The following is a 5,351-nucleotide window of genomic DNA, read 5'->3' on the forward strand; positions in this document are numbered from 1 at the left end:
TTTGGCGGGAACGTTTGAAGTCGTTTCCTGCCCAGACTGTGGTGTGGTGTAAGTTATCGGCCTATTAGTACCGGTCAGCTTCACGGGTCTTTAGTCCCCGCTTCCACATCCGGCCTATCAACCCAGTGGTCTGGCTGGGGGCCTCTCACACACAAGGTGTATGGAAATCTCATCTCGAAGCGGGCTTCCCGCTTAGATGCTTTCAGCGGTTATCCCATCCGAACGTAGCTAATCAGCGGTGCACTTGGCAGTACAACTGACACACCAGAGGTTCGTCCGTCCCGGTCCTCTCGTACTAAGGACAGCCCTTCTCAAATTTCCTGCGCGCGCAGCGGATAGGGACCGAACTGTCTCACGACGTTCTAAACCCAGCTCGCGTACCGCTTTAATGGGCGAACAGCCCAACCCTTGGGACCTACTCCAGCCCCAGGATGCGACGAGCCGACATCGAGGTGCCAAACCATGCCGTCGATATGGACTCTTGGGCAAGATCAGCCTGTTATCCCCGAGGTACCTTTTATCCGTTGAGCGACGGCCATTCCACAATGTACCGCCGGATCACTAGTCCCGACTTTCGTCCCTGCTTGAGATGTCTCTCTCACAGTCAAGCTCCCTTGTGCACTTACACTCGCCACCTGATTGCCAACCAGGCTGAGGGAACCTTTGGGCGCCTCCGTTACTCTTTAGGAGGCAACCGCCCCAGTTAAACTACCCATCAGGCACTGTCCCTGACCCGGATTACGGGCCGAAGTTAGATATCCAGTATGACCAGAGTGGTATTTCAACGATGACTCCACCCGAACTGGCGTCCGGGTCTCACAGTCTCCCACCTATCCTACACAAGCCACACCGAATATCAATACCAAACTATAGTAAAGGTCTCGGGGTCTTTCCGTCCTGCTGCGCGTAACGAGCATCTTTACTCGTACTGCAATTTCGCCGAGTTTATGGTTGAGACAGCGGGGAAGTCGTTACTCCATTCGTGCAGGTCGGAACTTACCCGACAAGGAATTTCGCTACCTTAGGATGGTTATAGTTACCACCGCCGTTTACTGGGGCTTAAATTCCCAGCTTCGCCCGTAAGGGCTAACCGGTCCTCTTAACCTTCCAGCACCGGGCAGGAGTCAGTCCGTATACATCGTCTTGCGACTTCGCACGGACCTGTGTTTTTAGTAAACAGTCGCTTCCCCCTGGTCTCTGCGGCCCCGATCCCCTCCGGACAGCAAGTGTCCATCAAGGTTGGGGCCCCCCTTCTCCCGAAGTTACGGGGGCATTTTGCCGAGTTCCTTAACCATAATTCTCTCGATCGCCTTAGTATTCTCTACCTGATCACCTGTGTCGGTTTGGGGTACGGGCGGCTAAAACCTCGCGCCGATGCTTTTCTAGGCAGCATAGGATCACCGGATTCCCACCAAAGTGGGTCCCGTCAGATCTCAGGATCGTCATCAAAGACACAGCAACGGATTTACCTATCGCTGACCCTACATCCTTAGACCAGGACAACCATCGCCCGGCCCGGCTACCTTCCTGCGTCACACCTGTTAATACGCTTACCTCCCGGGATCAGGTCCCGCGCTCCACCAAAAACCGTTTCGCCACAAGGGCTAACAGTCAGGTATTGGGCGGTTAGTATCCCCCGATCAGTATTGGCGGTTTTTCGCCGGTACGGGAATATCAACCCGTTGTCCATCGACTACGCCTGTCGGCCTCGCCTTAGGTCCCGACTTACCCAGGGCAGATTAGCTTGACCCTGGAACCCTTGATCATTCGGCGGACGGGTTTCTCACCCGTCTTTCGCTACTCATGCCTGCATTCTCACTCGTGTAGGCTCCACCGCTGGTTTACACCGCGACTTCACTGCCCACACGACGCTCCCCTACCCATCCAAACGCTTGAACGAAAATGGATAAACCATCCGCTTGGCTAATATTTGAATGCCACAACTTCGGCGGTGTACTTGAGCCCCGCTACATTGTCGGCGCGGAATCACTTGACCAGTGAGCTATTACGCACTCTTTCAAGGATGGCTGCTTCTAAGCCAACCTCCTGGTTGTCTGAGCAACTCCACATCCTTTCCCACTTAGCACACGCTTAGGGGCCTTAGTTGGTGGTCTGGGCTGTTTCCCTCTCGACTATGAAGCTTATCCCCCACAGTCTCACTGCTGCGCTCTCACTTACCGGCATTCGGAGTTTGGCTGACGTCAGTAACCTTGTAGGGCCCATTAGCCATCCAGTAGCTCTACCTCCGGTAAGAAACACGCAACGCTGCACCTAAATGCATTTCGGGGAGAACCAGCTATCACGGAGTTTGATTGGCCTTTCACCCCTACCCACAGCTCATCCCCTCCATTTTCAACTGAAGTGGGTTCGGTCCTCCACGACGTCTTACCGTCGCTTCAACCTGGCCATGGGTAGATCACTCCGCTTCGGGTCTAGATCACGCCACTGCATCGCCCTGTTCAGACTCGCTTTCGCTACGGCTTCCCCTCACGGGTTAACCTCGCGACGTAACACTAACTCGCAGGCTCATTCTTCAAAAGGCACGCTGTCACAAGCACAACACCACAAGTGGCATCGCCCTGCTCCAACGGATTGTAGGCACACGGTTTCAGGTACTGTTTCACTCCCCTCCCGGGGTACTTTTCACCTTTCCCTCACGGTACTTGTCCGCTATCGGTCATCAGGGAGTATTTAGGCTTACCAGGTGGTCCTGGCAGATTCGCACGGGATTTCTCGGGCCCCGTGCTACTTGGGATCCTCTCCAAGCGGCAGCATACATTCCGGTTACGGGGCTAACACCCTCTACGGCCGGGCTTTCAAACCCGTTCACCTATGCACCTGCACTCACTTCACCAATCCGGCAGAACTGGTACGGAAAGTCCCGCAACCCCAGTGATGCAACGCCCGCCGGCTATCACACACCACTGGTTTAGCCTCTTCCGCGTTCGCTCGCCACTACTAACGGAATCACTGTTGTTTTCTCTTCCTGTGGGTACTGAGATGTTTCACTTCCCCACGTTCCCTCCACGCACCCTATGTGTTCAGATGCGGGTCACCCGGTCACTCGCGCGCCGGGCGGGGTTTCCCCATTCGGACATCCTGGGATCAACGCTCGGTTATCAACTCCCCCAGGCTTATCGCAGATTCCTACGTCCTTCTTCGGCTCCTGATGCCAAGGCATCCACCGTGTGCCCTTAAAAACTTGACCACAAAAGATCAATAAATATTATCGCTATCGAGAAAACCATGGAAACCGGTAAAACCGGTCACCAGGTTTATCTGAAATTGCACTTAATAATTTTAAGATGCTCGCGTCCACTATGTAGTTCTCAAACAACAACCCCGTCACACCCCTCCACACACCGCGTATTTACCGCGGAACGCTTCAGACCTGCGCAGGAACAACCAGAAACAACACGTACCCGTGTCCTTCCAACCATGTTCTTGGTTCGAATTCTTCGGTCCTGTTATTTCAGGACCCAACAGTGTGCCAAACGGAAAAACCCGGTACTCGGAACCGGGACAACATTTCCAACCATGCTCCACGATCCCCCGAAGGGAACCCTGGTACGGCGTACTCTGCTGCCCGGACCAACGCCGGGAACCTGCTTATTGATATTCCACCCTTGAGCACCCACCGGAAAACATATGTCTCCGATATGGGCATCTCCTGCAAAGCACACATCCAACACTGTGGAAGGATATGAACACTTTGAGGTGCTCCTTAGAAAGGAGGTGATCCAGCCGCACCTTCCGGTACGGCTACCTTGTTACGACTTAGTCCCAATCGCCGGTCCCACCTTCGACGGCTCCCTCCCACAAGGGGTTAGGCCACCGGCTTCGGGTGTTACCAACTTTCGTGACTTGACGGGCGGTGTGTACAAGGCCCGGGAACGTATTCACCGCAGCGTTGCTGATCTGCGATTACTAGCGACTCCAACTTCATGAGGTCGAGTTGCAGACCTCAATCCGAACTGAGACCGGCTTTTTGGGATTAGCTCCACCTCACAGTATCGCAACCCTTTGTACCGGCCATTGTAGCATGCGTGAAGCCCAAGACATAAGGGGCATGATGATTTGACGTCGTCCCCACCTTCCTCCGAGTTGACCCCGGCAGTCTCCTATGAGTCCCCGCCATAACGCGCTGGCAACATAGAACGAGGGTTGCGCTCGTTGCGGGACTTAACCCAACATCTCACGACACGAGCTGACGACAACCATGCACCACCTGTAAACCGGCCACAAGTGGGGGACCTGTTTCCAGGCCTTTCCGGTTCATGTCAAGCCTTGGTAAGGTTCTTCGCGTTGCATCGAATTAATCCGCATGCTCCGCCGCTTGTGCGGGCCCCCGTCAATTCCTTTGAGTTTTAGCCTTGCGGCCGTACTCCCCAGGCGGGGCACTTAATGCGTTAGCTACGGCGCGGAAAACGTGGAATGTCCCCCACACCTAGTGCCCAACGTTTACGGCATGGACTACCAGGGTATCTAATCCTGTTCGCTCCCCATGCTTTCGCTCCTCAGCGTCAGTTACAGCCCAGAGACCTGCCTTCGCCATCGGTGTTCCTCCTGATATCTGCGCATTTCACCGCTACACCAGGAATTCCAGTCTCCCCTACTGCACTCTAGTCTGCCCGTACCCACTGCAGACCCGGGGTTGAGCCCCGGGCTTTCACAGCAGACGCGACAAACCGCCTACGAGCTCTTTACGCCCAATAATTCCGGATAACGCTTGCGCCCTACGTATTACCGCGGCTGCTGGCACGTAGTTAGCCGGCGCTTCTTCTGCAGGTACCGTCACTTTCGCTTCTTCCCTGCTGAAAGAGGTTTACAACCCGAAGGCCTTCGTCCCTCACGCGGCGTCGCTGCATCAGGCTTTCGCCCATTGTGCAATATTCCCCACTGCTGCCTCCCGTAGGAGTCTGGGCCGTGTCTCAGTCCCAGTGTGGCCGGTCACCCTCTCAGGCCGGCTACCCGTCGTCGCCTTGGTGGGCCGTTACCCCAACCAACTAGCTGATAGGCCGCGAGTCCATCCAAAACCGCATAAAGCTTTCCACGGACCACCATGCGGTGCTCCGTCGTATCCGGTATTAGACCCGGTTTCCCAGGCTTATCCCGAAGTTAAGGGCAGGTTACTCACGTGTTACTCACCCGTTCGCCACTAATCATTTTGTGCAAGCACAAAAGTCATCGTTCGACTTGCATGTGTTAAGCACGCCGCCAGCGTTCATCCTGAGCCAGGATCAAACTCTCCGTAAATGTGTTACAGACACAAGACCGGAGCCAAGGAAAATTGGCTGCACGGTCCTGCACTAAATTCGAAACCAGCTAAAAAAGCTGTCCCATACCCACGG

General features: G+C 54.9%; 2 rRNA genes. Both read right to left on the minus strand.

The features are described 5' to 3' along the window. Positions 1-43: 43 nt before the first annotated feature. A 23S ribosomal RNA gene (locus tag AC4D2Q_RS17320) occupies positions 44-3,208 on the minus strand. Between the two features lie 520 nt (positions 3,209-3,728). Further along, positions 3,729-5,256, minus strand: a 16S ribosomal RNA gene (locus tag AC4D2Q_RS17325). Together the 16S and 23S rRNA genes form the textbook arrangement of a ribosomal RNA operon. Positions 5,257-5,351: the final 95 nt, after the last annotated feature.

It is taken from the genome of Arthrobacter sp. TJ-178 (assembly GCF_058269275.1).